Below are 25,396 nucleotides of genomic sequence, written 5' to 3' on the forward strand. Positions count from 1 at the left end.
CGCACATGCACGTCGTCTTCCGCGAAAGCCACGGGTTAGAAGAAACCGAGACCCCGACCGATCTGGGCCAGAGCCCGGCAGATCTGGTGGTGCTGTCCTTTTCGGACAGCGACCTTGGCGCTTTCGCGGCAGGCTGGCATCGCGGTGGCGGACCCGAGGGGCGGATGCCGACGATGCGGCTGGCCAACCTGACGGCACTGAAGCACCCACTGTCGGTCGATACTTATGTCGAACAGACGCTGGAAGGCGCGAAAGGTATCCTGATCCGCCTGATCGGTGGTGTACCCTACTGGTCCTACGGGGTGCAGCAGGTGCTGGCACTGGCGCAGGCCAAGGGCATTGCATTGGCCGTGCTGCCCGCGGACGGGCGCGAGGATACGCGGCTGGACGACTATTCGACCCTGCCCGTCTCGACCCTGCGGCGGCTGGCGCATCTGTGTGACACGGGTGGCGAGGTCGCAGCGCAGGCCGCGCTGGCCCAGATGGCGCTGGCGGCGGGCTTGTACGCCGGTCCGGTGATGGGTGCCAAGACCCTTCCCGAATGCGGCGCATGGTGCCCGGATCGTGGCGTGATCCCCGTGGACAAGGCGTTCTCGGGCGATACAAAACGCATCCTTGTGACGTTCTACCGGGCCTATCTGACCTCGGCAGACACCGCCCCTGTCGCCGCCCTGATCCGCAGCCTCCGCGCGCGCGGGTTCGACGCTGTGGGCCTGTTTGCGCCTTCACTGAAAGCTCCGCTTGCTGCCGATTGGCTGCGCGAACAGGTCGTGGCTCTGGCCCCGTCTGCGATCATCAACGCCACCTCATTCTCAGGCAAAGGCGCATCGGGAACGTCGCCGTTAGATGCAGCCAACGTTCCGGTGTTTCAGGTCGCTCTGGCCACCTCGCGGCGCAAAGCATGGGCCGAGGCGGAACGTGGCCTGTCCCCCGCTGACCTGGCCATGCATGTGGTGCTGCCCGAAGTGGACGGGCGCATTTCGGCTGGTATCGCGTCGTTCAAGGAACCCGGCAAGCGCGACCCGCATCTGGAATATTCGCGCTTTGCCCACCGGGCCGAAGATGAGCGGATCGAGGCCATCCTCGATCGTGTCGGCGGCTGGCTGTCCCTGACCGACACGCCTAAGGCGGATCAGTCCCCCGCGCTGGTGCTGTCGACCTATCCGGGCAAAGATTGGCAAATGGCGCATGCCGTGGGGTTGGACGCACTGGCCTCGGCCGAGGCGATGCTGTCCGATTTGCAGACCGAAGGCTATGACACCGCGCCTGCGGAACCCATTGCCGAGACCCTGCTGGATGCACGGATTGAGTGGCCCCTGCAGGACTATCTAACCGCGCTGGCGGACCTGCCGGAACAACTGCGTGCGGATCTCGAAGCCGTTTGGGGCCAGCCCCAAGACGACCCGACATTCAATAAAGGTGCCTTCCATTTCACCGCCCTTCGTCGCGGCAAGGCGCTGGTCGCACTGCAGCCTGAACGCGGCACGCCGGAACTGCGCGATGATGATTACCACGACCTCTCGCGCACCCCACGCCACAGTTATGTCGCCTTCTATCTGTGGCTGCGCAAAGGACTGGGTGCGGATGCGCTGATCCATATCGGCGCACACGGCACGCTGGAATGGCTGCCTGGCAAATCGGTCGCCTTGTCTGGGGAATGCTGGCCTGAGGCGCTGATCCGCGATCTGCCGGTGATCTACCCCTTCATCGTCAACGACCCTGGCGAGGCCGCGCAGGCCAAACGCCGGATCGGAGCCGTCACGCTGGGCCACATCCCGCCCCCGATGAAGGAAAGCGGCACGCCCGACCGAATGGTGCGGCTGGAATCGCTGTTGGATGAATTCTCTAACGCGGACGGGCTGGACCCCAAGCGCCGTGACCGGTTGCAGGCGGATATCCGGGATGAGGCACAGGCCATCGGGTTGGAAAGCGATCTGGGTCTCGATCAGGCGACCTGCACCGCCGAGGCAATCACTCGCATCGACCGCTTTGTCTGTGACATCAAGGAAAGCCAGTTCGGCGATGGGCTGCATGTCTTTGGCCGCGTGCCCGAGGTGTCGGGCAATTTCGATCCTGCCCCCTCTGCCCACGCTGAACGCGCGGCTCTGCTGGATGCGCTGGCAGGCAAACGGATCGAGGCTGGCCCCTCGGGCTCGCCCTATCGCGGTCGGTCGGATGTGCTACCCACAGGGCGCAACCTCTACACAACCGACCCGCGTTCGGTGCCCACCCGTGCCGCCTATACTCAGGGCGTGAAGCTGGCCGAGGAATTGGTACGGCGGCATCTACAAGAGGAAGGCGACTACCCCAAGGGGCTGATCGTCGACCTTTGGGGTTCGGCCACCATGCGCACGGCAGGCGAGGAATTCGCAATGGCGCTGCACCTGCTGGGTGTCAAACCGGTCTGGGACAAGGGCTCGGAACGGGTTTCAGGCATTGAGGTCCTGCCGATCACCGACCTCAGCCGCCCGCGTCTGGACGTAACCCTGCGTGTCTCGGGCCTGTTCCGGGACGTGTTCCCGACACTCTCGGCGCTTTACGGTCAGGCCGTCCGAGCGCTTTCTGAACGTGACGAGGCAGCGGATTGGAACCCCTATGCCGGTCAGGCTCCTGCTGCGCGGGTCTTTGGCCCGGCCCCCGGCAGTTATGGCCTGAACATGACGCATCTGTCCGAAACCTATACAGACGATGCCCGCGCGCAGGCCGGACAGGCGTGGCTGGATGCCAGCTCATTCGCGCTGGAAGGTGAGCATATCGCGCAGGATGTCGACGGGATCACTCAGCGCGTCGCCAACGCGGACAGCTTTGTGCATTTGCAGGATCTGACCGAAACCGACCTCTTGCTGGCCAATGATTATGCCACGCACGAGGCCGGGTTTGCCGCCGCCAAGAAGATCACTGGCGGCGAAGCCCAGCTGTACCATCTGGACAATACCAACCCGGACAATCCGCGCGCGCGTACCCTGCCCGAGGAAATCAGCCGCGTTGTACATGCCCGCGCGGCCAACCCCGACTGGATCGCGGGAATGCAGCGGCACGGGTTCCGCGGGGCTGCCGAGATCGCCGCAACGCTGGATCACATGGCGTCCTTCGCCCATCTGTCGGGCACGGTCGCGCCGCATCTGTTCGACCTCTATCATGACGCAACCCTTGGCGACGCCGAGGTGGACGCGTTCCTGCAAGAAGCCAACCCGCAGGCGCATCAGGCGATGCAGGACCGGTTCCGCGCGCTGTTGGAGGCCGGTCTTTGGAACACGCGCCGCAACTCGATCCGTGCCGATCTGGAGGGGTTGAGATGAGCGCCCCGATCGTACAGGGCTGGTGCCCCGGCGCACATCGCCCGATGATGTCCGGCGACGGTCTGGTCGTGCGGGTGCGCCCCCGGCTGGCCCGGTTGACTGCCGATCAGGCCATGGGGCTTTGCAGGCTGGCCGAGCGTTTCGGAAACGGCACCATCGACCTGACCAACCGTGCCAATCTGCAACTGCGAGGTGTGGCCGAAGCCGATCATCAGGCGCTTTTGGCTGAGCTTGCCGCCCTGAACTTGCTGGATGCCGAACCTGGTATCGAGGTACGGCGCAACATTCTGGTCTCGCCCCTTTATCAGGCGGGTGATTTGACTGCGCGGTTGGCGCAGGAATTGATCGACCGGCTTGCAGAACTACCTGCTTTGCCAGCCAAATTCGGTTTTGCTGTTGATACTGGGCCAACGCGACTTTTGACTGCTGATTCAGCGGATATCCGGCTGGAGATGAGCTCGAATGGCCTGATCCTGCGTGCGGATGGAACTGACACCGGTCGACGCGTGCCCGAGGCAGTGGCCATTGATCAACTGATCGCGCTAGCCCGTTGGTTTTCAGAGAATTACACCGCCGAAACCCGACGTATGGCGCGCGTTATCGCGGCTTTGAACCTGCCAAAAGATTGGCAAGGCTGCATCCCCGGACCTATTGGTGATCCGATCCAGCCCGGCCCCTGCGATCTGGGAAATCTGTACGGCGCGGCGTTCGGGCAATTGCCCGCGCGGCCTTTGGCCGACCTGATCGCGGCGTCGGGCGCATCCGCCTTGCGGGTCACCCCGTGGCGGCTGATCTTGTTGGAAGGCGGGGCGGCGATACCCGCCCGGGACTTTGTGACAGATGGCACGGACCCGCTTATGACAACCGACGCCTGCACCGGGGCACCGTTCTGCCCGCAGGCGCAAGCGGAAACGCGTGAGATCGCACGTTTGCTGGCACCTCATGTTGACGGCAGTCTGCACGTGTCGGGTTGCGCCAAAGGCTGCGCCCGGATGAGCGCTGCGGATATCACTTTGGTCGGCCACGATGGACGATTTGATCTTGTCAAACAAGGCCGCGCGGGGGATGAGCCCAGCCAGCGTGGGCTGACCCCCGAAACACTTATGACCATGGACCTGACCTGATGCCCTATGAATATGAAACCGATGGCGCGGCGATCTATAAGGAGAGCTTTGCCACCATCCGGTCCGAAGCCGATCTGGCCCGTTTCGACGCCGACGAGGAACAGGTCGCCGTCCGCATGATCCATGCCGCCGGGATGGTGGGGCTGGAGGAATTCGTGCACTTCTCGCCCGGATTTGTAAACGCAGCCCGTACCGCCCTGGAAAACGGCGCGCCGATCCTGTGCGATGCGCGCATGGTCAGCGAAGGTGTGACCCGGTTTCGCCTACCCGCCGATAACGAGGTGATCTGCACTCTGCATGACGAACGTGTGCGCCCACTGGCCGCCGAGATGAGCAACACCCGGTCCGCCGCTGCTCTGGAGCTTTGGCGTCCGCATCTGGAAGGCGCGGTTGTCGCCATCGGCAACGCGCCGACCGCCCTGTTTCACCTGCTGAACATGCTGGAAGACCCCGATTGCCCACGCCCCGCCGCCATCATCGGCTGCCCTGTGGGCTTCGTCGGCGCTGTCGAATCCAAGGACGCCCTGTGGGAGGCGCAGCCAGTTCCGTCCTGCATCGTCAAAGGCCGTCTGGGCGGCAGTGCGATCACCGTCGCGGCTGTCAACGCCATCGCGAGCCGCGCCGAATGAACGCGGGCAAGATATACGGAGTGGGCCTCGGTCCCGGTGATCCGGACCTGATGAGCGTTCGGGCCGACCGCCTGCTGCGCAATGCGCGCCATGTTGCGTTCTTTCGCAAACCGGGCCGCAGTGGTCAGGCGCGTAAGATCGTCAACGGCATGATCCCCGGCGACGCGGTGGAATTCCCGATGGAATATCCGGTCACCACGGAAATCCCCGTGACCGATCCGCGCTATAACGAGTTGCTTTCGGCGTTCTACAAGGACTGCGCCGCGCATCTGAAAGCCCTGTCGGATCAAGGTGAGGACGTTGTCGTGCTGTGCGAAGGCGATCCGTTCTTCTACGGGTCATTCATGCACCTTTACAGCCGCTTGCGCGATGAAGCTGAAGTCGAAGTTGTTCCCGCCATCACCGGCATGTCCGGCGCGTGGACGGCGACCGGCGACCCAATCACATGGGGCGATGACGTGTTGACCGTACTGGTCGGCACCCTGCCAGAGGACGATCTGGCACGGCGCATGGCGCAGACGGACGCGCTGGTGGTGATGAAGATCGGGCGCAATATCGACAAGGTGAAACGGGCGCTGAAAACCGCCGGCCTGTTTGACCGTGCCTGGATTGTTGAGTTCGCGCAGATGCCGAACCAGACAGTTACAAAACTGTCCGAGGCCTGCGACAAGGTTACCCCATATTTCTCGATCATCATCGTGCATGGTCAGGGGCGGCGGCCATGAGCGGTTGGGTCAAGATCGCGGGCCTTGGGCCCGGCAACGAAGAACTGGTGACGCCTGAAGTTTCGGCCGCGCTGGCCGAGGCTACGGATGTGGTCGGCTATATCCCCTATGTCGCGCGTGTGGCGGAACGCCCCGGCCTGACGCTGCACGCCAGTGACAACCGGGTTGAGATCGACCGATCTGAGCACGCGTTGCAGATGGCCGCCGAAGGGAAACGGGTGGTTGTCGTTTCCTCAGGCGATCCCGGGGTTTTTGCGATGGCAGCGGCGGTATTTGAGGCTCTGGAGAATGGCCCGGCTGAATGGCGCGAAATCCCCATTGACGTGCTGCCTGGAATCACTGCGATGCTCGCGGCGTCGGCGCGGGCCGGTGCGCCGCTTGGTCATGATTTTTGCGCCATCAACCTCAGCGACAATCTGAAACCATGGTCCCTGATCGAAAAACGTCTGCGTCTTGCCGCACAGGGGGATTTCGCGATGGCTTTCTATAATCCGCGCTCAAAGTCCCGCCCGGAAGGGTTTGTAAAGACGCTGGAAATCCTGCGTGAGGAATGCGAACCCGAGCGTCTGATCTTGTTCGCTCGCGCGGTCTCACGCGCCGATGAAGCGATCCGCATCTCGACACTGGCCGAGGCCACTCCGGACATGGCCGACATGCAGACGGTGGTCATTGTGGGCTCATCCCTGACCCGCGTGATCGAACGCGACAGTGCCCCGATCGTCTACACCCCGAGGTTCACACCGGAATGATCCAACCAGTCCAGAACCTGCGTCACGCTCGACAGCTCGGTCCGCTTCGGCAAGGCCGGGCGGTCGATCATCAGCACCGGCAAGCCCAGCGCCCGCGCGGCGTCCAGCTTGGCGCGTGCACCGGTGCCGCCCGCGTTCTTGGACACCACCAGTTCCGTTCCGTGTTTCTGCATCAGCGCCCGGTCATCCGCCTCGGTAAACGGTCCACGCGATACAACCACGTCGCTGTTCGGCAGGGGCAGTGCATCGGGCTCATCCACCAATCGCAGCAGATAGTGGTGTTGGGGCTGGATAGCGAACTCCTCAAGATGCATCCGGCCAACGGCCAGAAAGACCCTCTGGGCCGGGCCAGCCAAGGCGGCAACGGCAGCCTCAATGTCGGCAACGTGATGCCAGCAATCACCGTCCTGCGCGCGCCACGCCGGGCGGGTCAAAGCTGCCAACGACACTTTGGTTTCGCGGCAGGCCACAACGGCATTCCGGCTCATCTGGGCTGCAAAGGGATGGGTGGCATCGACAACATGGGTAACCGCGTTGTCTCTCAGATAGCTTGCCAGACCTTCGGCCCCGCCAAATCCGCCGATGCGCACCGGCAAGGGCTGATGGCGCGGGTTGTCCACCCGTCCGGCATAGGAGTAGGTCGCCGGGATACCCCGTTCGGCCACGGTTTTGGCCAGCGCGTTGGCATCGGTCGTACCACCCAAAATAAGTACATTGGGGATCAGGAGGTTGGTCATGCATGAGGCTCCGTGGCTGACCGTATTGGGCTTGGGCGAAGATGGACTGGATGGCCTGCCCCCCGCAAGCCGTCAAGTGCTGGAGCGCGCCGAAATCATCATGGGCCCGCCGCGGCATCTGTCCCTGATTCCCGCGAGCGACGCGGAAATGGTCGAGTGGCCGGTTCCATTTGCCGATGGCTTGCCGATCCTCACCGGGTTCCGGGGGCGATCGACTGTTGTTCTGGCATCGGGTGATCCGTTCTGGTTTGGCGCGGGATCGGTGATCGCTCGCAATTTTGAGGCAGAGGAGTGGACGGCCCTGCCCGGTCAATCCACCTTTTCGCTGGCCGCTGCACGATTGGGCTGGCCGCTGGAAAGCACGCAGACCTTTGGCCTGCATGCGGCGCCGCTGACCCGACTCCGCCCTCATCTGGCCCCCGGAATGCGCGCGATCCTGTTGCTGCGTGACGGCAAGGCCGTGGCGGAACTGGCGACCTATCTGACCGATACCGGTTTTGCTGATACGCAGTTGCATGTAATGGAAGCCCTCGGCGGGCCGCGCGAACGCGCGCGCAGCGTGTCACTGACCGAGGCTCTGCTAGGCGGATTCGACCACCCGGTCTGCGTCGGGCTTGAAGTTGCCGGTCAAGGGCGGGCTTTCCCAAAGGCCTCGGGCAAACCGGACGAGATTTTTGAGACCGACGGCCAGATCACCAAACGCCCTGTTCGGGCACTGACCCTATCGGCGCTTGCCCCCCAACGGGGCGAACACCTGTGGGACATCGGTGGCGGCACAGGATCGATCAGCATCGAATGGCTGATGTGTGATCCGACCCTGACCGCCACTACGATCGAGCCCCGCGAAGACCGCGCAGACCGCATTCGGCGCAATGCCGATACTCTCGGGCAGGATCGGCTGAACGTGGTGCACGGCACTGCGCCCGGATCGCTGGGTGGTCTTGCCTTGCCGGACGTGGTTTTCATCGGCGGCGGTCTCAGCACAGAACTGCTGGAGTGGCTGCACTCCGCCCTGCCCGCTGGCACACGGCTGGTCGCCAACGCGGTGACACTGGAAAGCGAAGCCCTGCTGGCGCAATGGCAGGAAAAGCTGGGTGGAGAGCTTTTGCGCATCGAACTGGCGCAAGCCTCGGCTCTGGGGCCCCGGCGCGGCTGGAAATCAGCCTATCCGGTTGTGCAGTGGAGCGTGACCCTATGATCGTCGCGGGTTTAGGCTTTTCTTCGACGGCAACAGCGGAAAGCCTGCGCGCGGCCTTTGAACGGGCCAGTGCCGGACAGAATGTCGATGCTCTGGCCACCGTTGCCGACAAAAAAGGCCATGCCGCACTTGTGGAATTCGCCACGGCCGCCGCCCTGCCCCTGCATTTCGTCGCGCCTGCCGATCTGGCGGGACAGCGCACGCTCACCTGCTCGAACCGCAGCCGCGCCACCTACGGCACCGGCAGCGTGGCCGAAGCATCCGCCCTTGCCGCCGCCGGATCCGGCGCGCGGCTGACCTCACCCAGACACATCTCGGACGACCGGCTTGCCACGTGTGCCGTCGCCATCGGAGGACTGACATGACCGTTCATTTCATCGGCGCCGGACCAGGCGCCGCCGACCTGCTGACCCTGCGCGGGCGCGATATCATCGCGTCCTGCCCAGTGTGCCTTTACGCCGGATCGCTGGTGCCCGAAGAGATTCTGGGCCACTGCCCCGAAGGTGCAAAGATCGTGAACACCGCGCCAATGGATCTGGATCAGATCATGGCTGAGATCGAGACCGCACATAAGGCCGGTCAGGATGTCGCCCGGCTGCATTCGGGCGACCTGTCGGTCTGGTCGGCCATGGGTGAACAGATCAGGCGGTTGAAAGAGATGGGAATTCCCGTCAGCGTGACCCCCGGCGTGCCGTCATTTGCCGCGGCGGCGGCCTCGCTGGGCACCGAACTGACCCTGCCCGGACTGGCGCAGTCCGTGGTTCTGACCCGGACACCCGGTCGCGCGTCCTCGATGCCCGAAGGTGAAACGCTGGAAAATTTTGCCCGTACCGGCGCGACCCTGGCCATCCACCTGTCGATCGGAAATCTGGACAAGGTGATTGAAGATCTGACACCCGCCTATGGCGCGGATTGCCCGGTGGCCGTGGTGTATCGCGCCAGCTGGCCGGATGAGCGAATCATTCGCGCCACATTGGCCACACTGAAAGAGGCACTTGACGAAAGCATCTCTCGCACCGCCTTGATCATGGTGGGGCCAGCGCTGGCTGGCGAAGGGTTTGACGAAAGCTGCCTGTATTCAAAGGATTATGACCGCCGCTATCGCCCACAAAGCGCGGACAGCCCGTGGTCGAGCTGGAGTCATGGTGATGACTAACCCGCCGGGCCTTCTGATCTCTGCGCCCTCTTCCGGCACCGGCAAGACGACCGTCATGCTGGGCCTGCTGCGGGCGCTGGCCGAAGACGGCCTGACCGTGCAGCCATTCAAAAGCGGCCCGGATTACATCGACCCGGCCTTTCACCGGGCGGCGGCGGGGCGTGCCTCGTTCAATCTGGATAGCTGGGCGATGGGTGAGCCCCTGCTGAACGCAATTTCGGCGCAGGCCGAAGGGGCGGATATTGTTGTGGCCGAGGGCTCGATGGGTCTGTTTGATGGCGTTGCAAAGCCCGGAGAGCTTGGGCACGGCTCCAGCGCCGAAACCGCGCAGCGGATGGACTGGCCGGTTGTGCTGGTGCTGGATGTGGGCGGTCAGGCGCAATCAGCGGCTGCAACTGCGCTTGGGTTTCGGATGTACAACCCCGACCTGCCCTTTGCCGGTGTCATCCTGAACCGTTGTGCCAGCCCACGGCATGAGCGTCTGACCCGGCTGGGAATGGAACGCGCGGGCCTGCCTGTTCTCGGTGTCCTGCCGCGTCGTGGAGACCTGACCCTGCCCGAGCGGCATCTTGGTTTAATTCAAGCCGTGGAACATCCTGATCTGGAAAGCGCGATTGTAGGATACGCCGCGTTCCTGCGCGAACATGTGGATTTGGAGGCGATCAAACGGGCGGCTTCCTCAGGCCCCAATGGGCCATCGTCAACCGCGCTGCCGCGGCCCCCGGCCCAACGAATCGCACTGGCCCGGGATGCCGCGTTTTCCTTTACCTATCCGCATTTGCTGGAAGGCTGGCGCGCGGCCGGGGCGGAAATCCTACCGTTTTCGCCGTTGGCGGATGAAGCCCCAGCGGCGGATGCCGATTTGGTCTGGCTGCCCGGAGGCTATCCGGAATTGCATGCGGGCACTCTGACCTCTGCTGGGACATTTCTGACCGGGTTGCGCAAACACGCCGAGACCAAGCCGGTGCACGGTGAATGCGGAGGGTATATGGCCCTGGGTCAGGCCCTGATCGACAAGGAAGGTGTTCGGCACCAAATGGCTGGCCTACTGGGGCTGGTTACGTCTTATGAAAAGCGCAAGTTCAACCTTGGCTATCGCAAGGCAGAGCTGCTTGCGCCCATGCCCGGGTTTGCGACGGGAACGGACTTACGAGGGCATGAGTTCCACTATTCCTCGATCGTGGAACAGCCTGACGCGCCGCTGGCACGGGTATTCGATGCAGAAGGCGCAGAAGGCCCGCAGACCGGATCGGTGCGCGGCAACGTGACCGGCACATTCTTTCACCTGATCGCGGAGGCCTCAGCATGAGCGGTTTCGTTTCGTTCATCGGTTCGGGTCCCGGCGATCCGGAACTTTTGACGCTCAAGGCCGTGGACCGGATGCAAAAGGCCGATGCGGTGCTGTTTGACGACCTCAGCAGCGGCCCCATCCTGAGCCATGCGCGCGAGGATTCCGATCTGGTGGGCGTTGGCAAACGCGCGGGCCGCCCTTCGCCCAAACAGGACCATGTAAGCCGCCTGCTGGTGGATTATGCGAAAACCGGCGCCCGCGTCGTTCGGTTGAAATCTGGCGATGGAGGGCTTTTCGGACGGCTGGAAGAGGAACTCGTTGCCCTACGCGCCGCCGGGATCGAGTATGAAATCATCCCCGGCATCCCCTCAGCTGTCGCAGCGGCAGCGGCGGCGGGCATCCCGCTGACACGGCGCCTGACCGCCCGGCGGGTGCAATTCGTCACCGGCCATGATGTCAGCGGCCAGTTACCCACAGACCTGAACCTGCCTGCGCTGGCCGATCCCGATGCGACGACGGTGGTCTTCATGGGCAAACGCACTTTTCCTTTGCTGGTCGACGCACTGCACGAACACGGCCTGCCGCTGGATACGCCCGCCTTGATGGCCGAGTCGGTTTCAACACCTGATCAAAAATTGCACCGCGCGACGGTTGGCGCGCTGTCCGAGCAGCTGGCGGCTGAGATCGGCACAGCCCCTGCCCTGATCCTGTACGGCCCCTTGGCAGAGTTCGACGATGTTTGACCTGACCCTGATCGGTATCGGCACCGGCAACCCCGACCATGTGACCTTTCAGGGCGCAAAAGCCATTCAGGCTGCGGACTTGATCCTCATTCCCCGCAAGGGCGAGAACAAAGCCGATCTGGCCGGGCTGCGGGAAGAAATCATTGCTTCAGTGACGGACACCCCACCCCAGATTGCCTATTTCGATATCCCAAAGCGCCGCTCCGACGATGGCTATCTTCGTGGTGTGGACGAATGGCATGACGCCATTGCCCTGCGCTGGCAGGAAGCGATCTCGGCCCATCCTAACGCACGTCATGTCGCCCTGCTGATCTGGGGCGACCCGTCGCTTTATGACAGTTCGCTTCGAATCGCCTCACGACTGGACCCGCAACCAGAGACCCGCGTGATCCCCGGCATTACCGCGCTGCAAGCGTTGACGGCAGCCCATTCGATTCCGATCAATGATCTGGGCGCACCATACGTTGTGACCACTGGGCGGAGAATCCGCGAGGAAGGCTGGCCGGAACACGCTTCGAAAGTGGCGGTGATGCTGGACGGAGAGTGCTCGTTCCAGAGCCTTGAGATGGCCGATTATGACATCTGGTGGGGCGCTTACGTCGGGATGAAAGAGGAAATCCTGATCAAAGGCCCCTTGAATGAAGTTTGCCAGGAGATTCTGGCCAACCGCGCGATGCACAGGGCTGCGCATGGCTGGATCATGGATATCTATTTGCTGAAAAAGCGCGAGAACTGACCTAAAAGGTCGCAAATGAAGATTGCGCCTTAGTCGCCTTAACGGCTAAATGGAAGGGTCTGGTCCCGCCGGAGCAATCCGGATGCTAAGAGGGAATTTGGTGCGACTTTCGTGAAAGTCAAAGCCAGAGCCGCCCCCGCGACTGTAAGCGGTGAGCCCCTGTTCAACCGGCCACTCCCGATCCTCGGGGGGAAGGCGAACAGAGGCACCGACCCGCAAGCCAGGAGACCTGCCAGGCGAGAAACTAAAAACCGGCCGTCGGGTGCGGCGGCACAGGAGGACAAGAAATGACGACAAAAACGCTTAAGGCATCCGCCGCGAATACAGGCATCCTTCCCGCCATTTTCGCTGTGGTTCTGGGTCTGGGGATCGTTACTCTGGCTGGCCACGTTCAGGCATCGGCCCTGCACGACGCCGCACACGACGTGCGTCACGCAACCGGCTTTCCCTGCCACTGAGACCATGTTCAGTCGCATTCTGACCAGCGCGTTGTTCGCTGGTGCTGCAGCAGGGCTGATAGCCGCTCTGCTGCAGCTTGCATTCGTGCAGCCGGTATTACTGCACGCGGAACTTTACGAGTCCGGTGAACTGGTTCATTTCGGCGGAGAAGCTGTTTCAGCCCATCCCGATCTGCCCGGCATGTTTTCCGACCTTCAGCGCGACGCGCTGAGTGTGATCTTCACGATGTTTATCTACACAGGGTATGCATTGGCTCTGGTCGCCCTGATGTCGGTTGCCGAAGGTCAGGGGCACGAGGTCAACGGCCGAACCGGCGTGTTGTGGGGCCTTGCCGGTTTTATTGCACTTCACTTCGCTCCGGGTTTCTCACTGGCGCCTGAAGTGCCCGGTGTTGCTGCAGCCGATGTCTATGACCGGCAGATCTGGTGGTGGGCAACTGCAGCCGCCGCAGCCGTGGCCATGTGGCTGATTGCCTTTGGGGGCAATATCATCAGCTATGTGATTGCAGCGATCCTTTTGCTGGCTCCGCATGTCATCGGCGCACCTGAACCCGATGTGTTCACTGGTCCTGTGCCAACCGAAATCGGCGCCTTGTTCGCCGCGCGCGCTTTCGGCATCGGTCTAGTGGCGTGGATTCTGGTCGGTGCATTTGCAGGTTTTTTCTGGCAAAGCGAAAGCAAAGGCGCAGAAGCTAACACCTGATCATGTATGAAGTTTGCCCGCCGGAGTAACTCCGGCGGGCGTTTCATTTTCGCAAGGAAAAGAAATGTCCCGCTCACTTGCACTTTTTGCCATTGGTCTGGTCTTTGGCGGCGGCGCCGGGTTTGTGTTGGCTGCAGCCAATGGTGTTACCTTTGATGGTCATGATCATTCGGACCCATCTCATCACGGCGGCGCGCATGCCGAAGCTGCAGCGCATGACCATTCCAAAACCATCAGCCTGCCCGCCGGACCCAATGCACCGGGGCTGGAGATCGACCTGATCAAAGACCCGATGGCAGGTTGGAATTTGCATGTCCAACCGCAGAATTTCCGTTTCGCGCCGGAAAATGCCTCGGCTGATGACAGGCCGGGCGAAGGTCACGCGCATGTCTATGTCAACGGAGCCAAACTGGCGCGCCTTTATGGCAACTGGATGCACATCCCGGATTTGCCGAAAGGCGAGGTCGAGGTCGAGGTGTCGCTGAACGCCAACAGCCACAGCCCGCTGGCAGTGGATGACGTACCTGTCAGCGCCAAACTGACGATTCAGGTGGAGTGAAGCGCCGGAATACGCGCGCGCAGACATAAACGAAGTCGCCCGCAAGGCCGGGCGTCTTCAATCCAGCCCATGGGGCTGTTCAGATAAGTTTGGCACGTTGCAGCAATATCATCTGCATCAGCCTGCACATCGATCCCGGAAAACACATATGAGGCCATGCCTTCACCTTGCAGTGCAAGCACTGCGGGTTCTTCGCAGCTGCTGAAACAGGCGTGTTCGCCAAGCTGAACGTGATCTTCCAATCCAGCGCGCGCCAACGCCGCGCGCACAGCCAGCCATTCGGCGTCACGATCCCGTGCCCCGGTACAGCTGCTGCAGATCATCAGCCTCATCCGCTCTGAACTCATCCCGCCCTCGTCCATGTTTTCACTGTTACTGCGGCTTTCGCTGGCGGTGTGCAAGCACTCAACGCGCGGATACACACGGGAATGTGAGCGCATCCAAAGCGGAATTCTGGCATCAAGTCCCCGTGAAGACACCGGAGGGCGAAAAATGAAACCACACTGGGTAGCATTGTGTCTGCTGGCCCTGCCCGCCTGGGCCGATGATTTGCAGCCGCGCGACGGTTGGGCCGTGTATCCGACTGACAAGTCCTACGATGAACTGGTGCCGGACGTTGTCGCATCAGTAAAGGCCAACGACCTGATAGTCGTCACACAGGCCGGACCGACTAAGGCCGCAGCAGCACGAGGCATAAACATTCCGGGCAACCGGGTGATCGGTGCCTTCAACAATGACTACGCGGTGCGCGTTCTGGAAACCTCGACCGCCGCCATGATCGAGGCGCCGATCCGTTTCTACGTGACCGAAAATGAGGACGGAACATCCACCCTTTCCTACAAGACACCCAGCCATGTATTTTCACCCTATGCCGAAGAAGGCGGCGAGGCTCTGGCCGGAATTGCCCGGGAACTGGACCAAAAGTTTCAGGACATCGCGGAATCCGCAATCAAATAGTCACACTGACGTGATCCGGCTTGCACCCGCCCGCTGCCTCCGCAATCTGCTGCACAGCAAGATGAACGGAGCATACTGATGCAGGATCACCCCCCCCGCGCCGCGGACCTTTTGGCCACAAGACTTTATGAGGCAGGGTGTCGCCACGCCTTCGGAATGCCCGGCGGCGAGGTTCTGACGCTGGTGGATGCGCTGGAACGGGCCGGAATTGCCTTTCATCTGGCCAAGCACGAGAACTCGGCCGGGTTCATGGCCGAAGGCGTTCATCACCGCGACGGCGCTCCGGCCATTCTTGTGGCCACGCTCGGGCCCGGCGCGATGAACGGTATCAATGTGGTCGCCAACGCCCTGCAGGACCGAGTGCCAATGATCGTTTTGACCGGATGTGTCGATGCGGACGAGGCGCTGACCTATACGCATCAGGTGATGGACCACAGTCAGGTCTATCGCTCGATCACCAAGGGTACATTCTGTCTGACTGCCGAAGGGGCGGATATCATTGCTGACAAGGCGGTGTCCCTTGCCACGCAGGCCCGTCCAGGTCCTGTTCATATCGATGTTCCCATCTCGGTCGCAGACACCCGTGTAAACGGCACCAAGCGCCGGCGGCTGGCCAGGGCCGCGCCGGTCGCGCCCGAAGGAACCTGCCTTGAGAAGGCACGGAAATGGGTTGCCGAGGCTGAACGCCCGTTGGCAATCATCGGTCTGGATGTACTCTATGACGACTCCAAGGCCATCGTGCAGGCATTTCTGGAACATTTCGGCATCCCGTTCGTAACCACCTACAAGGCCAAGGGGGCCGTGCCCGAAGATCACCCTCTGTGCCTGGGCGGAGCAGGCTTGTCACCACTGGCCGACAAGCATTTGATTCCGCTGGTGGAGCAAGCCGATCTGATCCTTTGCCTCGGGTATGATCCGATCGAAATGCGCCCCGGCTGGCGCGAGATTTGGGACCCGGACAAAAAGCGGGTCATCGATATCGCGGCCGTGGTCAATGATCACTACATGCATCAGGCCAGTCTGAATCTGGTGGCCGATACCGGTGCCACGCTTGAGGCCATTGCCAAAGGAAACCCTGCTTGTGCAACCTGGCCCAATGGAGAACCCGAACTGGCCAAGGCTGCACTGGCGCAGGCATTTCCGGTTGATGATGAATGGGGGCCAGCGGCGATCATTGCCGAAACACGCGCGACCTTGCCGCCCGAAACGCTGGCCACCGCCGACAGCGGCGCGCACCGCATCCTGCTTAGTCAGATGTGGTCCTGTCCCGAGGCGCGCGGACTGATCCAGTCCTCGGCGCTGTGTACGATGGGCTGCGCCGTACCGATGGCCATAGGCCTGAAGCTGGCCGCGCCCACCCGACCGGTCATCAGCTTTTCAGGCGACGCAGGATTTCTGATGGTCGCGGGTGAGTTGTCCACCGCAGCCGAGATGGGTGGCAACCCCATCTTTCTGGTGTTTGTTGATGCCAGCCTCGCGTTGATCGAACTGAAGCAGCGCGGGCGTCAGATGGCCAATATTGGCGTTGACTTCGACCGCCACGACTTTGCCGCTATGGGTCGCGCCTTTGGCGGCAATGGTGTGACTGTTCGCAACCGTGCCGAATTGCGCAAAGCGCTGGAACAGGCCGTGCAGGCGGATCGGTTTACCGTGATTGCTGCGGAGATTGACCGGGGAGGTTATGATGACCGCATCTGAAGGACCGCTGAATGGCGTCAAGGTTCTGGATCTCAGTCGCATTCTTGCCGGGCCGACATGCACGCAATTGCTGGGTGATCTGGGCGCCAGCGTCATCAAGATCGAAAACCCGGCCACCGGTGGCGATGATACCCGTCAGTGGGGTCCTCCCTATGTCGTGGATGACGATGGTAATAGCTCGGACCTGAGTGCTTATTTCATGTCCGCCAACCGCAACAAGAAATCCGTGGCAGTGGACATAACCACTCCGGAAGGTCAGGCAACCATACACCGCCTGGCTGCCCATGCCGATATTCTGATCGAGAATTTCAAGCCGGGGGGGCTGGCCAAGTACGGTCTGGATTACCAATCCCTGTCAGCAGAGCTACCGGGCCTCGTTTATTGTTCGATTTCGGGGTACGGGCAGACCGGCCCGAATGCCGCAAAGCCTGGCTATGATCTGATGGCACAGGGATATGGCGGGATCATGTCACTGACGGGCGAGCCTGATGGCAGCCCGATGAAAGTCGCCGTCGGTATCGCTGACGTGATGTGTGGAATGTATGCGTCTGTCGGTATCCTTGCCGCTCTGCGCCACCGCGACCTTACTGGTGAAGGCCAGCAGATCGACCTTGCACTGGTTGACGCGCAGGTGGCCTGGCTGATCAACGAAGGTGTGAACTATCTGACATCCGGCACAGTTCCTCAGCGGCGTGGAAACGGGCATCCAAATATCGTGCCCTACGACGTCTACCAGACCGCCGATGGGCACGTCATTCTGGCGGTTGGCAACGACAGCCAGTTCAGGCGTTTCTGTCGCTTTATCGGACGCGAGGATTTGCCGGAAGATCCACGGTTTGCCACCAATCCGGCACGACTGGAACACCGGGACGCTCTCAACGCGATTCTGCGGCCTGCAGTTCAAACCCTTGCGACCCGGCATGTTATTGAATCGCTCGAAAAACTCAGAGTTCCGGTCGGACCTGTCCAGTCGCTTGATCAGGTTTTTGCGTCGGATCAGGTGGAAGCTCGGCAGATGCAGATCGCCATGCGGGCCGATCCGGGTGAAGTGCAATTGATAGGCAATCCGCTGAAATTGTCGAAAACACCTGTAACATTTCGCCATGCTCCGCCCACGTTCGGAGCGGACACATTGAGGGTCCTGAACGCGGAAAATCCCTTCGAAGATTGAAACACTAAGCGTTCTTCGGCGGGGGTTCGCTGAAACATGCCCTTGAATCGGCGGTTTTTTTCGCTTTTTACACACACAGGATTTCACCAATTCGAGAGCAGCGTCGATACTGTTACGCCGCACCAATACAGTCTGATAAATCAACAACAGCGAAATCACGCAATTGGATTGGACCCAGGAATGAAACAAGACATTTTCGGACAAGTGAACAGCATAACCCGTGCAGACAGCGTTGACGCATGGGATGGTGTTCTGCTGGGTTTCATGGCGCACTCTGCGGTTACGCCGCAGCATCTGGGCCGCGTTCTGGAACAGGAACCGGATTTCGCCTTGGCACACGCGATCAAAGGCCTGTTCACGTTGCTTCTGGGGCGGCGCGAGTTGTTTGCCATTGCAACTGAAGCGCTTGCGACGGCCGAGGCCGCAATGACGCGACAGCCGGCATCCGCCCGTGAACGCCTGTATGTAGACGCGCTGCGTCTGTGGCTAGCAGGTAAACCGACCCAATCCGTTCAGAAATTCGAAGACGTGTTGCGCGCACACCCCGATGACTCACTGGCGATGAAACTCAGCCATGCGACGCGCTTTGTTCTGGGCGATGCGCAGGGAATGCGCCGGTCCATCGAACGTGTGATGCCTGCTTATGCTCCGGACCATCCGGGGCGCGGCTATTTGCTGGGCTGCCATGCCTTTGCACTGGAAGAAACAGGTGCCTACGAAAAGGCAGAAATCGCAGGCCGTCAGGCCCTGTGGATGGTGTCAGACGATGCATGGGGTTTGCACGCAGTGGCGCATGTCCATGACATGACAGGTAATGCCGCCGAAGGGCTGGAATGGCTGGCTGGTCGCGAGGATGCCTGGGCGCATTGTAACAATTTCCGTTATCACGTCTGGTGGCACAAGGCGCTGATGCATCTGGACATGGGTCAGATTGATCCGGTGATGGAGCTGTATGACGCGGAAATCCGCAAGGACAAGACCGACGACTATCGCGACATATCGAATGCCACTTCCTTGCTGTCGCGGCTGGAACTTGAGGGTGTCGATGTGGGCAACCGCTGGGAAGAGCTGGCTGACCTCAGCGCGGCCCGCACCGAAGACGGTTGCCTGATCTTCGCCGATCTGCACTACCTGCTGGCCCTGACCGGCGACAACCGATCGGATGCCACGGCGAAAATGTTGAAGCGCATCCACAACGACGCCAAAATGGCAGGCGACGACATGACCCGCCGCATGGCTGATCCGGGGCTTGCCGCAGCACAGGGGCTCGAAGCGTTTGGTGACGGGCAGTATGGGCAGGCATTTGACCACCTGCTGAACGCGCGCGGGTCGATGCAGCAGGCAGGAGGCAGCCATGCGCAGCGCGATGTGTTCGAACGTATCACGATCGACGCAGGCCTGCGCGCAGGACGTCTGGACGCGGTTGAACGCATTCTGGATGACCGCCGCGCGAAACGCGCCGGAGGCGAGGACAACTATGCCCTTGCGCGTCGCGACCTGATCGCGGCGGCCCGCGGTGAAGGCAACGCACAAAGCGTTCCCGCCGAATAACAAGAAGACTCAAGAAGGACAGAGAACGTATGGCGACTGTATCGCCCGCTACTGATTTCGCTCAGGTCGCGGCCTCGTCCGCGACCCCTGCCCGCACGCGCGATCCGCGACTGGATTTTTATCGCGGCATCGCGATGTTCATTATCCTGATTGCCCATATTCCAAACGACCCCTGGGCCAAATGGATACCCGCGCGTTTCGGCTTTTCCGATGCTACCGAAATTTTCGTCTTTTGCTCGGGCATGGCGTCTGCCATCGCCTTTGGCGGCGCCTTTTTGCGCAAGGGATGGTGGATGGGAACCGCGCGTGTCGTCTTTCGCATCTGGCAGGTTTACTGGGCGCATATCGGTCTGTTCTTCTTTGTTGCGGCGTCTATGGCTGCACTGGATTTGTCCGGCTGGTTCGACAAAAGCTATGTTTCTTCACTGAATCTGCAGCATTTCTTTGAGGATCCCATGCCAAACATGGTTGGCATGTTCACGCTTACCTATGTCCCGAACTACTTTGATATTCTGCCAATGTATCTGGTGGTGCTGGCGCTGATGCCGCTTTTCATGGGGCTGTCACAGATCGGCTTTTGGGCGGTGGCCGTTACATCGCTCGGGATCTGGTTCGTGGCCCAGACCGGCGCGCTTGCCCTTCCGGCCGAGCCGTGGTCGGATCGGCAATGGTTCTTCAACCCCTTTGGCTGGCAACTGCTATTCTTCACTGGCTTTGCCTTCATGCGCGGCTGGTTGCCCGCACCGCCTGTATCGAAAACCCTGATCTGGGCCGCAGCCCTCTTCCTGATCCTGTCGGCACCATTCGGATCGTGGAAAGTGTTCCTGTGGGTTCAAGCATGGAACCCTGATATCGCCGCTGAAATCCGCAAGGTCTGGCCTCTGACGGAAGTGTTGAGAGGGAAGACCGAATTCGGGTTGTTCCGGTACATCCACTTCCTGTCGCTGGCTTATCTGGGTTGGGTCGCCGCGGGTGAACATGGGCATCGTCTGATCGCCACCGGCCATGGGATCGGCGCGCGAATCTGGCAATTCATACTCAAGCTCATCACCAAAGTCGGGCAGCAATCGCTGGCAGTTTTCGTTTTTTCCATGGCTGCTGCGCGACTTATCGGCGTTGGACTGGACCAGACTGGGCGGGATTCTGCCAGTGTGTTTGCCGCTAACATGATTGGCTTTGCCATGATCATCGGCGTGGCCTATCTGGCCGCGTGGTTTAAGTCACATCCTTGGAAGACCAAAAAATGAATTTTACACGTCGCGCATTTCTCGCGTCGACTTCGGCGCTTGCCTTTGCCCCGGCCACTTTTGCCACCGGCGGCGAGGTTCCTTTTGACCGGAGCGATGTCATCAAACTGGCCCGCGATCTGGCCAGCCGTCCCTACGCCGAGCGTGCGATGGTGCCGCAGGAATGGCAGGATCTGACCTATCAGCAGTACCGTTCGATCCGGTTCCGGCTGGACAAGGCGCTATGGTTTGAAACGGAAACACCCTTCAACGTGGATTTCTTCACGTCGGGCCTTTATTTTCCGCGCACGGTTCAGGTGTCGACCGTTGAAAACGGCATGACCACCCCGGTCATATTCGACCTTGAAATGTTCACCCGCTCGGAAGAGGTGCCGGAATTGCCGGTGGACGAAACCCTTGGCTTTTCCGGCCTACGGCTGCGGACCGAGATGCACCGCCCCGGAAAGACCGATGAGTTCTGCGTGTTTCAGGGCGCGAGTTATTTCCGGGCCATCGGACTGCACGAAGTTTACGGCTTGTCTGCACGTGGCCTGGCCCTGAAAACCGGCGATCCCGATGGCGAGGAATTCCCGGAGTTCATCCGCTTTTGGCTGGAACGCCCGGCGCCCGGTCAGCGCAATATGATCGTACATGCTCTGATGGACAGCCCAAGTGTGACCGGAGCCTATCGGTTCGACGTTTCGGCCGGTGACGATTGTATCATGGATGTCGAAGCCACCCTTTTCCCGCGCACGGAACTGACACACGTTGGTATCGCGCCCGGCACGTCGATGTTCCTGTACGATCAGACCAACCACAACCGTTTCGACGACTTCCGCCCGGCGGTGCATGACAGCGACGGCCTGTTGATCAGCAATGGCGCAGGAGAGGTTCTTTGGCGACCGCTCGCCAACCCGACCCGACTGCAGATTTCGTCTTTCGTGGACACCAATCCGCGCGGTTTCGGTCTGTTTCAGCGCAAACGAGAATTCTCGGACTATGCCGACCTTGAGGCCAACTATCACAAGCGCCCCGGTCTTTGGGTGGAACCCAAAGGGGACTGGGGCAAAGGTACGGTCACTCTGGTTGAAATACCCGCCGATCAGGAAATCTATGACAACATTGTCGCGTATTGGCGCCCTGCCGAGGCATATGCCGCTGGCCAGCAAGTGGACATGTCTTATCGCCTGATCTGGGGTGAAGAGCCGCAACGCACTGCAATGCCGCGCGTCATCAATACGGCCATGGGTGAAAACACGTTCGGCGAAGGACGTCTGGCCGTGATCGATTTCGAAGCTAGCGATCTGTTCGAAGACATCGAGGCGCTCAACATCTTTGTGCAGTCGCCCCATACAGAAACTTCTGAGGGTGTGCTGCAGCGAAATCCCGACACCGGCGGTGTTCGGCTGGCCTTTTCCTTTGAGCCCGGCGACCGCGATCACGTCGAACTGAGGGCTCAGCTGCGGCTTGGTAAGCAACCCGCTTCCGAGGTCTGGCTGTACAGATGGACCACATGACACGCGATCTGCATATCATGCCGCCCGAGGCCGCCCTGGCCATGCCCGCGCAGGATTTCGGATCGAGGTTTCGCGATGCGCATGTGCCTTCGGGCGCCCAGCGCCAGTCGGCGGGCTTCTGGCGCGCATTGGCCTTTTCCCCGGCAATGGTCGCCACCCTGACGTTGTTGTGGATCATGACTGACTGGTTCAGCGCGCAAGGGATCAACCTGATCGAAGGTGTGCTGCTGGCATTGATCTCATTCAATTTCTTCTGGATTTCTTTCACTGTCTGCACCGTTTTGCTTGGAATGGCCTCGCTTTCCCGGCAGGAACGCCCAAAGCGGCAGGCCAACTCGCAACCATTGCGGGTCGCCTTGCTGATGCCAGTCTATAACGAGGTTCCGTGGTTCGTTCTGGGCAATGCCCGCACGATGCTGGAGGAGTTGCGCGCGCGCGGCGGGCAGCATCACTATGCCATGTTCATCTTGTCGGACACCCGTGACGAGGAAATAGCGGCACAGGAACAGGCCAGCGTCGAGGCACTGCGCACCACCCTCGCCCCCGGTCTGGAGCTTTATTACCGGCGGCGCGAACAGAACACGGATCGCAAAGTGGGCAACATCGCCGACTGGGTCAGCCGCTGGGGCGCCAACTGGGACGCGATGCTGGTTCTGGATGCCGACAGCCTGATGACCGGACGGGCAATCGTTCGATTGACCGACGCGCTGTCCCGCGACCCCGGTGCGGGCCTGATCCAAAGCTATCCGCAGCTGATCGGGGCACAATCCGTCTTTGCCCGCATGCAGCAATTCGCCAATGGCGTCTATGGCATCGCCTTTGCTGAAGGGCTGGCGCGCTGGTGTGGTCAGGAAGGTAACTACTGGGGTCACAATGCCATTATCCGCACAAGGGCGTTTGCCAGCAGTGCAGGCCTGCCCAAGTTGCGGTCGTTCGGCGGGCAGGAAAAGCTGATCATGAGCCACGATTTCGTCGAGGCCGGACTGCTGCGCCGCGCCGGGTGGGGTGTGCGGTTCCTGCCGCGCATCCGTGGCTCGTATGAAGAAACGCCACCGACGCTGATCGACCATGTCCTGCGCGACCGCCGCTGGTGTCAGGGCAATCTGCAACATCTCAAGCTGCTACGCTCACGTGGATTCAGGGCTGTATCGCGGTTTCACATGTTTCATGGCGCGGTTGGCTATCTGATGTCTCCGCTGTGGTTCGCCCTGCTTGTCATGTGGGCGCTGATTGGTCAGGGCAGGGATGCCTCGGTGTTGCATTATTTCAGCCCGGACAACCCGCTGTTCCCGCAATGGCCGGAAATGTCGGAAACCCGGCACGTGCTGATCATTCTGGTTATGTACGCCATGCTGCTGGCCCCCAAAATTCTGGGTGTGGCCGCCCTGCCCCTAAGTGGCACACGCTATTCCGAATTTGGTGGCGGTCGCCGGTTCGCCACATCGTTCCTGTTCGAGGTCATCCTGTCTGTCCTCTATGCGCCGATTATGATGGTGCAACAGATGATTGCCGTGTTCCGCACCGCGCTTGGCCTGCAAAAGGGTTGGTCGCCTCAGGCGCGCGATGGTGGCACCTATGGACTGCGCACGCTGATATTCTGTCACGCGCTGGAGACCGTCAGTGGCATCGCCCTGAGTGTTGGTATTGCCGCCGGGCTGGTTTCTGTCTGGCTGGCGCCGATTGCCATCAGTCTGGCGCTGGCAATCCCTTTGTCCGCGCTGAGCGGTGTATCCGCCAAGGCCGCACGTCGTATGGTGGGTATGCGTGAGGATTTTCGCGAACCCGCAATTACCCGATCCGCTCGACGTCACCGGGACGAATTGAAACGGGTGATCGAAGGCAAAGCAGTAATGACCCCGGCGGAATGATCAACTGCCGGGCAGGCCTTCGTACCAGTCTACCATCATGTCGGCCCATCCCTTCGGAACTGTGTGCCCCCCGGGAAACAGGGCGAACTCCAACGCACTGCCATCCGCACATCGGGTCCACTTGCGGCGCATGAATGGGCCGGTTGTACCGAAGGCGTCGGGCCTATTGTCGACGCATTCATTTGCTGAGCGCCATATCTCCAGCCCCGCAAAGATATCGCCCTGCTGAAACCGACCGCCCCCAAGATACCGGCCTTCCAGCGGGACGACATTGTCGGTCCAACCATGAGTATGGAACAAGCGCACCGGCCCTTTGCATTCCTCTGGATGTGGCCGCCAGAACCCGCCGGAAACGGGCGCATAAGCAGAAAAGGTTTCGGGTGCAGCACAGGCCAGATAGTTCACCATGAACCCACCTGCGGAAAATCCGCCCAGAACAACCCGGTCACCGTCAATCCCGAAACGCTCGACGGCGTCCGCGACCACGTCAGTCAGAAAAGCAGCCTCATCCCGCCCTTCCCAGCCCGGATAGAAGTTCCAGCTTTTCCTGCCATTTCGAATGGCCCCTTCAGGTGCCATCACCGCGTACCCCCGAGCCAGTAGAGGGTCGACCATATTGCGGTTTTTCATCGTGCCTGCAGCACTGCCGCCATACCCGTGCAGGAATATCACCAAGGGAGGAGTTTCCGTCCTTGGTAACTCAATATGATACGCTCCCGACGCGACCTCACAATGCCCTTCCTCATCCCCGCAGGTGGCCTGTGCGGCCTGTCCGAAAAAGCCAAAGCACAAGGCCAGCCACAGTTTCTTACTCATCACGTGTCCCCTTTGAAATTCGCAACGGGAAGACCCGCCCGCACCCATCCAGGTCCGGATGCCGAACCCAACATTCCTTCGGGCACATCAATGATGTTGGTAAAGCCTGCTTCGGTCAGAAATTTACTCATTCGGGCAGAGCGTACTCCGCGCGCACAGATCAGTGCGATCGGGGCACCCCGATCCCCTGCCGCAAGGTGCGCAACCGTCTCGACAAAATCATCGCGGCGCATATCGACCGGATGTGCACCATCCCCGATACCAGTGGCGCGCCATTCACGGGGTGTTCTTATATCGACCAGGATGATCTTGCCGGATAGGGCCTGTTTGTGCGCCTCATCAACTGTCAGGCTACCGCCGTCATAATCCGGTGGAATCAAACGGTATTCGCGAACGGCCAACCCACCCGCCACTGCCGCAGCGCCCGCCAGCAATAGCCAGCGCCGGGTTTTGGAATGGCCAGCCTTCTCGTTCACTACGCGACC

Annotated in this window: 25 protein-coding genes and 1 riboswitch; of the genes, 21 read left to right on the forward strand and 4 right to left on the reverse strand. The window is 61.0% G+C overall.

The window, feature by feature from the left end; genetic code table 11:
- Positions 1 to 5 precede the first annotated feature (5 nt).
- From cobN to cobJ, 5 genes are read left to right on the forward strand one after another with little or no spacing between them, the layout of a single operon-like run.
- Complete coding sequence (gene cobN / locus ACR0NA_RS02970) at positions 6 to 3,299, forward strand: cobaltochelatase subunit CobN (protein ID WP_480725861.1); 3,294 nt, start codon at positions 6 to 8, stop codon at positions 3,297 to 3,299.
- Entirely contained in the window at positions 3,296 to 4,423 is a 1,128-nt protein-coding gene (locus ACR0NA_RS02975; protein ID WP_480725862.1) for a cobalamin biosynthesis protein CobG, read from the forward strand. The genes cobN and ACR0NA_RS02975 overlap by 4 nt, the downstream gene beginning before the upstream one ends.
- Positions 4,423 to 5,052: a precorrin-8X methylmutase gene (locus ACR0NA_RS02980; RefSeq protein ID WP_480725863.1), complete on the forward strand. Its 630-nt coding sequence runs from the start codon at positions 4,423 to 4,425 to the stop codon at positions 5,050 to 5,052. Before ACR0NA_RS02975 ends, ACR0NA_RS02980 begins: the two co-directional genes overlap by 1 nt.
- Positions 5,049 to 5,777, forward strand: a complete 729-nt coding sequence (locus ACR0NA_RS02985; protein ID WP_480725864.1) for a precorrin-2 C(20)-methyltransferase — start codon at positions 5,049 to 5,051, stop codon at positions 5,775 to 5,777. Before ACR0NA_RS02980 ends, ACR0NA_RS02985 begins: the two co-directional genes overlap by 4 nt.
- Positions 5,774 to 6,526: a precorrin-3B C(17)-methyltransferase gene (gene cobJ / locus ACR0NA_RS02990; RefSeq protein WP_480725865.1), complete on the forward strand. Its 753-nt coding sequence runs from the start codon at positions 5,774 to 5,776 to the stop codon at positions 6,524 to 6,526. Before ACR0NA_RS02985 ends, cobJ begins: the two co-directional genes overlap by 4 nt.
- Here the strand turns inward: cobJ and ACR0NA_RS02995 are convergent.
- On the reverse strand, positions 6,499 to 7,263 hold the full coding sequence (locus ACR0NA_RS02995) for a cobalt-precorrin-6A reductase (RefSeq protein WP_480725866.1): 765 nt from the start codon (positions 7,261 to 7,263) through the stop codon (positions 6,499 to 6,501). The two genes, cobJ and ACR0NA_RS02995, sit on opposite strands and share 28 nt — an antisense overlap.
- On the opposite strand from ACR0NA_RS02995, the gene cbiE reads away from it, so the two are divergent.
- The 9 genes from cbiE (at position 7,262) to ACR0NA_RS03040 (ending at position 14,107) form a co-directional block, all read left to right on the forward strand.
- On the forward strand, positions 7,262 to 8,461 hold the full coding sequence (gene cbiE / locus ACR0NA_RS03000; RefSeq protein WP_480725867.1) for a precorrin-6y C5,15-methyltransferase (decarboxylating) subunit CbiE: 1,200 nt from the start codon (positions 7,262 to 7,264) through the stop codon (positions 8,459 to 8,461). The two genes, ACR0NA_RS02995 and cbiE, sit on opposite strands and share 2 nt — an antisense overlap.
- Complete coding sequence (locus ACR0NA_RS03005; protein WP_480725868.1) at positions 8,458 to 8,826, forward strand: cobalamin biosynthesis protein; 369 nt, start codon at positions 8,458 to 8,460, stop codon at positions 8,824 to 8,826. The genes cbiE and ACR0NA_RS03005 overlap by 4 nt, the downstream gene beginning before the upstream one ends.
- On the forward strand, positions 8,823 to 9,617 hold the full coding sequence (gene cobM / locus ACR0NA_RS03010) for a precorrin-4 C(11)-methyltransferase (protein WP_480725869.1): 795 nt from the start codon (positions 8,823 to 8,825) through the stop codon (positions 9,615 to 9,617). Before ACR0NA_RS03005 ends, cobM begins: the two co-directional genes overlap by 4 nt.
- Positions 9,604 to 10,926 (forward strand): cobyrinic acid a,c-diamide synthase CobB, encoded by a 1,323-nt coding sequence (locus tag ACR0NA_RS03015; RefSeq protein WP_480726002.1) that lies wholly within the window; start codon positions 9,604 to 9,606, stop codon positions 10,924 to 10,926. Before cobM ends, ACR0NA_RS03015 begins: the two co-directional genes overlap by 14 nt.
- Positions 10,923 to 11,651, forward strand: coding sequence for a uroporphyrinogen-III C-methyltransferase (gene cobA / locus ACR0NA_RS03020; RefSeq protein ID WP_480725870.1), 729 nt, complete (start codon positions 10,923 to 10,925; stop codon positions 11,649 to 11,651). The genes ACR0NA_RS03015 and cobA overlap by 4 nt, the downstream gene beginning before the upstream one ends.
- A complete protein-coding gene (gene cobF / locus ACR0NA_RS03025; protein WP_480725871.1) occupies positions 11,644 to 12,387 on the forward strand; it encodes a precorrin-6A synthase (deacetylating) in 744 nt (247 codons plus the stop codon). The genes cobA and cobF overlap by 8 nt, the downstream gene beginning before the upstream one ends.
- Before the next feature lie 43 nt (positions 12,388 to 12,430).
- Positions 12,431 to 12,638: riboswitch (cobalamin riboswitch) on the forward strand.
- Between the two features lie 36 nt (positions 12,639 to 12,674).
- Positions 12,675 to 12,845 carry a CbtB domain-containing protein gene (locus tag ACR0NA_RS03030; RefSeq protein ID WP_170651581.1) on the forward strand — a complete coding sequence of 57 codons (171 nt, stop codon included), beginning with the start codon at positions 12,675 to 12,677 and terminating at the stop codon, positions 12,843 to 12,845.
- 4 nt (positions 12,846 to 12,849) lie between these two features.
- Positions 12,850 to 13,548 (forward strand): CbtA family protein, encoded by a 699-nt coding sequence (locus ACR0NA_RS03035; RefSeq protein ID WP_480725872.1) that lies wholly within the window; start codon positions 12,850 to 12,852, stop codon positions 13,546 to 13,548.
- 64 nt (positions 13,549 to 13,612) lie between these two features.
- The gene (locus ACR0NA_RS03040) at positions 13,613 to 14,107 is read left to right on the forward strand and encodes a hypothetical protein (protein ID WP_480725873.1); all 495 of its coding nucleotides are present in this window, start codon (positions 13,613 to 13,615) and stop codon (positions 14,105 to 14,107) included.
- Here the strand turns inward: ACR0NA_RS03040 and ACR0NA_RS03045 are convergent.
- The gene (locus tag ACR0NA_RS03045; protein WP_480725874.1) at positions 14,095 to 14,469 is read right to left on the reverse strand and encodes a DUF1636 family protein; all 375 of its coding nucleotides are present in this window, start codon (positions 14,467 to 14,469) and stop codon (positions 14,095 to 14,097) included. The genes ACR0NA_RS03040 and ACR0NA_RS03045 overlap by 13 nt on opposite strands.
- Before the next feature lie 130 nt (positions 14,470 to 14,599).
- Here ACR0NA_RS03045 and ACR0NA_RS03050 point away from each other — a divergent pair, with 130 nt between their 5' ends.
- The 7 genes from ACR0NA_RS03050 (at position 14,600) to mdoH (ending at position 24,095) form a co-directional block, all read left to right on the forward strand.
- Complete coding sequence (locus tag ACR0NA_RS03050; protein ID WP_480725875.1) at positions 14,600 to 15,064, forward strand: DUF302 domain-containing protein; 465 nt, start codon at positions 14,600 to 14,602, stop codon at positions 15,062 to 15,064.
- 78 nt (positions 15,065 to 15,142) lie between these two features.
- Positions 15,143 to 16,762: a thiamine pyrophosphate-binding protein gene (locus ACR0NA_RS03055; RefSeq protein ID WP_480725876.1), complete on the forward strand. Its 1,620-nt coding sequence runs from the start codon at positions 15,143 to 15,145 to the stop codon at positions 16,760 to 16,762.
- Positions 16,749 to 17,933 (forward strand): CaiB/BaiF CoA transferase family protein, encoded by a 1,185-nt coding sequence (locus tag ACR0NA_RS03060; protein WP_480725877.1) that lies wholly within the window; start codon positions 16,749 to 16,751, stop codon positions 17,931 to 17,933. Before ACR0NA_RS03055 ends, ACR0NA_RS03060 begins: the two co-directional genes overlap by 14 nt.
- A gap of 180 nt (positions 17,934 to 18,113) precedes the next feature.
- Positions 18,114 to 19,484, forward strand: a complete 1,371-nt coding sequence (locus ACR0NA_RS03065) for a tetratricopeptide repeat protein (RefSeq protein ID WP_480725878.1) — start codon at positions 18,114 to 18,116, stop codon at positions 19,482 to 19,484.
- Between the two features lie 29 nt (positions 19,485 to 19,513).
- A complete protein-coding gene (locus ACR0NA_RS03070; protein WP_480725879.1) occupies positions 19,514 to 20,731 on the forward strand; it encodes an OpgC family protein in 1,218 nt (405 codons plus the stop codon).
- The gene (locus ACR0NA_RS03075; protein WP_480725880.1) at positions 20,728 to 22,227 is read left to right on the forward strand and encodes an OpgD/OpgG family glucan biosynthesis protein; all 1,500 of its coding nucleotides are present in this window, start codon (positions 20,728 to 20,730) and stop codon (positions 22,225 to 22,227) included. The genes ACR0NA_RS03070 and ACR0NA_RS03075 overlap by 4 nt, the downstream gene beginning before the upstream one ends.
- Positions 22,224 to 24,095 carry a glucans biosynthesis glucosyltransferase MdoH gene (gene mdoH, locus ACR0NA_RS03080; RefSeq protein WP_480725881.1) on the forward strand — a complete coding sequence of 624 codons (1,872 nt, stop codon included), beginning with the start codon at positions 22,224 to 22,226 and terminating at the stop codon, positions 24,093 to 24,095. Before ACR0NA_RS03075 ends, mdoH begins: the two co-directional genes overlap by 4 nt.
- Here mdoH and ACR0NA_RS03085 read toward each other — a convergent pair whose 3' ends face one another.
- Positions 24,096 to 24,911 (reverse strand): CE1 family esterase, encoded by an 816-nt coding sequence (locus ACR0NA_RS03085; RefSeq protein ID WP_480725883.1) that lies wholly within the window; start codon positions 24,909 to 24,911, stop codon positions 24,096 to 24,098.
- On the reverse strand, positions 24,911 to 25,387 hold the full coding sequence (locus ACR0NA_RS03090) for a rhodanese-like domain-containing protein (protein ID WP_480725885.1): 477 nt from the start codon (positions 25,385 to 25,387) through the stop codon (positions 24,911 to 24,913). The genes ACR0NA_RS03085 and ACR0NA_RS03090 overlap by 1 nt, the downstream gene beginning before the upstream one ends.
- Positions 25,388 to 25,396 lie beyond the last annotated feature (9 nt).

It is taken from the genome of Ruegeria sp. C11 (assembly GCF_056537725.1).